This is a genomic window from Synechocystis sp. LEGE 06083, assembly GCF_015207725.1.
Classification (GTDB): Bacteria; Cyanobacteriota; Cyanobacteriia; order Cyanobacteriales; family Microcystaceae; genus Synechocystis; species Synechocystis salina.
Genome location: NZ_JADEWJ010000301.1, coordinates 1 through 4,328, shown reverse-complemented (window position 1 = coordinate 4,328; position 4,328 = coordinate 1). Strand labels below are relative to the sequence as shown.

Annotated in this window: 5 protein-coding genes; 3 read left to right on the top strand and 2 right to left on the bottom strand. The window is 50.4% G+C overall.

The genetic code is table 11. The features are described 5' to 3' along the window. The 3 genes from sds to IQ219_RS17225 all read left to right on the top strand — a co-directional run. A partial coding sequence (gene sds, locus IQ219_RS17235; protein ID WP_194073424.1) for a solanesyl diphosphate synthase occupies positions 1–908 on the top strand: 908 nt, incomplete at its 5' end. Between the two features lie 67 nt (positions 909–975). After that, positions 976–1,650: a pseudouridine synthase gene (locus tag IQ219_RS17230; RefSeq protein ID WP_194073423.1), complete on the top strand. Its 675-nt coding sequence runs from the start codon at positions 976–978 to the stop codon at positions 1,648–1,650. Positions 1,651–1,726: 76 nt separating this feature from the next. Further along, on the top strand, positions 1,727–2,248 hold the full coding sequence (locus IQ219_RS17225; protein ID WP_190598454.1) for a hypothetical protein: 522 nt from the start codon (positions 1,727–1,729) through the stop codon (positions 2,246–2,248). 350 nt (positions 2,249–2,598) lie between these two features. Here IQ219_RS17225 and IQ219_RS17220 read toward each other — a convergent pair whose 3' ends face one another. After that, a complete protein-coding gene (locus IQ219_RS17220) occupies positions 2,599–3,300 on the bottom strand; it encodes a GUN4 domain-containing protein (RefSeq protein ID WP_194073422.1) in 702 nt (233 codons plus the stop codon). A 210-nt stretch (positions 3,301–3,510) separates the two neighbouring features. Continuing rightward, positions 3,511–4,328 (bottom strand): magnesium-protoporphyrin IX monomethyl ester (oxidative) cyclase (gene acsF, locus IQ219_RS17215; protein ID WP_194073421.1); only part of this gene is annotated, 818 nt, incomplete at its 5' end.

Below are 4,328 nucleotides of genomic sequence, written 5' to 3'. Positions count from 1 at the left end.
CAAAGCGGCTTGTCGGTGCTCGGCATCCTATTCTGGGGGCGGCGGCGGAACATTTATTCGAGGCTGGGGGTAAGCGGGTGCGGCCGGCGATCGTTTTGTTGGTATCCAGGGCAACCCTGTTAGATCAAGAATTAACGGCGCGCCATCGACGGCTGGCGGAAATTACCGAGATGATCCACACTGCTAGTCTGGTCCACGATGACGTGGTGGATGAGGCGGATCTGCGGCGTAACGTGCCCACGGTGAATAGTTTATTTGACAATCGGGTAGCAGTGCTGGCAGGGGACTTTCTCTTTGCCCAATCTTCGTGGTATCTGGCTAATTTAGATAATTTGGAAGTGGTGAAATTATTATCGGAAGTAATTCGGGACTTTGCAGAGGGAGAAATTCTCCAAAGTATTAACCGTTTTGACACCGATACTAACTTAGAGACTTATTTGGAAAAAAGTTATTTTAAGACCGCCTCCCTGATTGCCAACAGTGCCAAAGCAGCGGGGGTGTTGAGTGATGCTCCCCGGGAAGTATGCGATCATCTTTACGAATATGGCAAACATTTGGGCTTAGCGTTCCAGATTGTGGACGATATTTTGGATTTCACTTCCCCTACTGAAGTTTTGGGGAAACCGGCGGGGTCGGACTTAATCAGCGGCAACATCACAGCTCCGGCCTTATTTGCTATCGAAAAATATCCTCTGCTCGGTAAATTAATTGAACGGGAATTTGCCCAGGCGGGGGATTTAGATCAAGCTTTGGAATTGGTAGAACAAGGGGACGGTATCCGGCGATCGAGGGAATTGGCCGCCAACCAAGCGCAACTGGCCCGGCAACATTTGAGTGTGTTGGAAATGTCCGCTCCGAGGGAATCCCTGTTGGAACTGGTGGACTATGTGCTTGGTCGCTTGCATTAGGGCTTTTCCTTGGGGGGCTAATTTTCTCGTAAACTGCCTATTCAATCAATTAGTTAAGACTTTGGCAGTGCCAGCAACGATAGTTTTCCATAAACCCTATGGGGTTCTGTGCCAATTTACCGATAACTCCGACAATCCCCGGCCGACCCTGAAGGACTACATCAACTTGCCGGATTTGTATCCAGTGGGCAGGCTGGACCGGGACAGTGAGGGACTGTTACTACTGACTAGCAATGGCAAACTGCAGCATCGTTTGGCCCACCGGGAGTTTGCCCACCAACGTACCTATTTTGTCCAGGTGGAAGGGGCACCAACGACCGCAGAGCTAGAACCCCTGCGGCGGGGCATAACCCTGGGGGATTACCGTACCCGACCGGCGATCGCCGACATTATTACTGAACCAGATTTTCCCCCCAGAAATCCTCCCATTCGTTACCGGGCCACCATTCCCACCAGTTGGTTGAGCATTACCCTAACGGAGGGGCGTAATCGTCAAGTGCGGCGGATGACAGCGGCGGTGGGCTTCCCTACCCTGCGACTGGTGCGGGTGCAAATGACAGTAACGGGCCGCTCTCCTCAACCGGGTAAAGGTAAATCAGCAGCACCTTGGCATCTAGCCCTAGAAAATTTGAGTCCGGGGCAATGGCGACCCCTGACCCCCTGGGAAGAAAATTTTTGTCAGCAACTGTTGGCCGGCCCATCCATCCCCACTTGGCCCAGGAAAACTGGCGATCGCCGTTAATTAGAACTATCTCCACCGCCGGGGCATTAAAATGGGGAATATAGCCAAGCCCCATATCCAGCTAAATATTCCGTTTATGTCCTATCTGATCGCCGTGGTGGCCAACCGTATTGCCGCCGAAGAAGCTTATACAACCTTGGAACAGGCCGGATTTGCCCAAAAGAATTTGACCATCATTGGTACAGGTTATAAAACCGCTGACGAATTTGGCCTAGTAGACCCGAAAAAACAAGCCCTCAAAAGGGCAAAGCTGATGGCCATCTGGTTAGTGCCCTTTGGTTTCGCCGCCGGCTATTGCTTTAACCTCATCACCGGCTTGAGCACTTTAGACTGGGCCGGAGACCCCGGTAATCACATTGTGGGAGGACTGTTGGGGGCGATCGGTGGTGCCATGGGGAGCTTCTTTGTTGGTGGTGGCGTGGGCCTAAGCTTTGGCAGTGGGGATAGCCTGCCCTATCGCAATCTACTCCAAGCAGGGAAATATTTGGTAGTAGTGGCCGGTGGTGAACTGCAAAAACAACGGGCAACCAATCTACTCCGACCCCTTAATCCCGAATATCTTCAGGGTTACACCGCCCCCGATGAAGTTCTAGTGTAGAAATCCAGAGAGTCGGTCTGACTACGGCAAAGATCCGTTAGCACTTAAGGTTAGTGATGGAACGCCAAGCCGTTGCAGCTAGGTTGGGATCTCTTCCCTAAAGCCTACATTCCGCACGTAGTACACCTTCGTCTGAAGTCGAGTACGACGGCAAGCCTATTTCGGAGTTTGCCTCTTGACCCCCAGTCAGTCAATACGCAAAAACTACGCTATCTGTAGTGTTTTCCCGAAAATTTAGTAACTATTGGTAGAGCCTGCGGAATGTTGGCTAAAGGCAAGGGGTTCCCCAGATTAACCCTTTTGCGGCCGAGCTAACAGTGCCCCGGATGAACACCGCTCAAAGGAAAAGATTACCAACCGTATTGGGACCAAACTGGATGACTGTAAAGGAATTCCGCTACCCTTACTCCCCGCAATTGATTTAACAAGGGTAAATGACCCTGGGGGGCTGACAAATCCCAGGTAAAACCCTTCGGCCAGCGAGTCCAAACATTGCCGCTTTTCCAACCAATTTTGGGCCAGAGCTTGGTGAATTCTTTGCCGGAAGCTAGCCACAGTCGTCGTTGCACCGAAAAGCCGAAATTACCGTTGGAGTGGAGCCACCAAAGGGCATTAATGGTGTGGAGGTCTAGGGCAGGAAATTTTTCCACCTCGGTGAAATATAACCATTGCCGTTGACTGGCCCCGGGCCCCGCCAGTTCACAGAGCTTATCCCTGGTGATTTCATCGGCGCTTTCAAAATCTTGGCGTGCTAGGGCCTCCTGGAGCGACAGATAATCAATGCCCTGGGCTGATTGTAGGGGAAAAATGCCTGTGGGGTAATTCTGCTGGAGTTTGGCCGTGATGGCTTCCTGTCCTAAATTCCGGAGGGTCTGGTAGGTAGTTCCCACCACCAAGAGTGGTTTTTCTAGGGGGGTATTTTTGGCCAAATAATCGAGCAGTACCCCCTGGCCTTCTTCTCCCATTGCTGCCAAAGCGGCGATCGCCGTTAACTGTTTTTTTTCTGAAGCATCATGGAGTTGTTGGGAGAGTTCGGTCAAATTATCAGACATAGAAACAGCGGGATTAATCAGCCTTCAAACCCCATTATCCGCCATGATTGCGGCGAACACACCGCCAAAAAATTTTCAGCCAGGAAAAAAGCCTCAAAAATCCTACCTAAACTTGGCAAAATTCTTGAGGCGCATTTACTTCATTCACTTACAAACCAGATTGAGCCAACTCAAACCGGTTCAGGTACATCTATCTAGCGGAGGATAGTCCTAGCGCACAACTCCGGCATACTGTTCCACGGAGATGGGCTTCATGAAATAGAGTTTGATAAATTGCCAGCCGTTGGAGGCAAAAATGGGCAACTTCCGCAGGGCTTTAACAAAACCGGGGGCACCGGAAGCATCGATCGCCCGTAGGCCTTCATTGTTAGTCACACAGGTTTCCAGGCGATCATAAAATTCAGGATTGTTGACATCGAGAATAATGGGGAACACCCGCCCAGCGGTTTCGTTGGTTTTCTCAATGACTTCCTTATCGTAGCTCCGGGCTTCCAAACCTAAACAGGCATAGAAATCCGCCCGTTGGGTATCGTTGAGATACATGGTGGCGAAGACAGAGAGCAGGAAGAAACGACACCAGAGTTTAGCTTTCCAATCGTTGAGAGTGTGGGGTTGGGCCCGCATAATCGCATCAAAGAAATCCCCGTGGCGATTTTCGTCCTGGCACCAGTTTTCGAAGAACTCAAAAATGGGATAGATGCAATCGTTGGGATTTTTCTCCAAATGACGATAGATGGTGATGTAACGCCAATAGCCAATTTTCTCGGAAAGATAGGTGGCGTAGAAAATAAACTTAGGTTTAAAGAAGGTATATTTACGGCTCTTAGTCAAAAAGCCCAAATCCAAGGACAGGTTAAAGTCCGACATGGCTTTGTTGAGGAATCCAGCGTGGCGAGCCTCATCCCGAGACATGAGGTTAAAGCATTCCGCCAACAGGGGATTTTTATTTTTGAGGCGCCGGCCCAATTCTTTATAGAGCAGGAAGCCAGAAAATTCTGCGGTGCAGGAACTGTCTCTTATACACACTG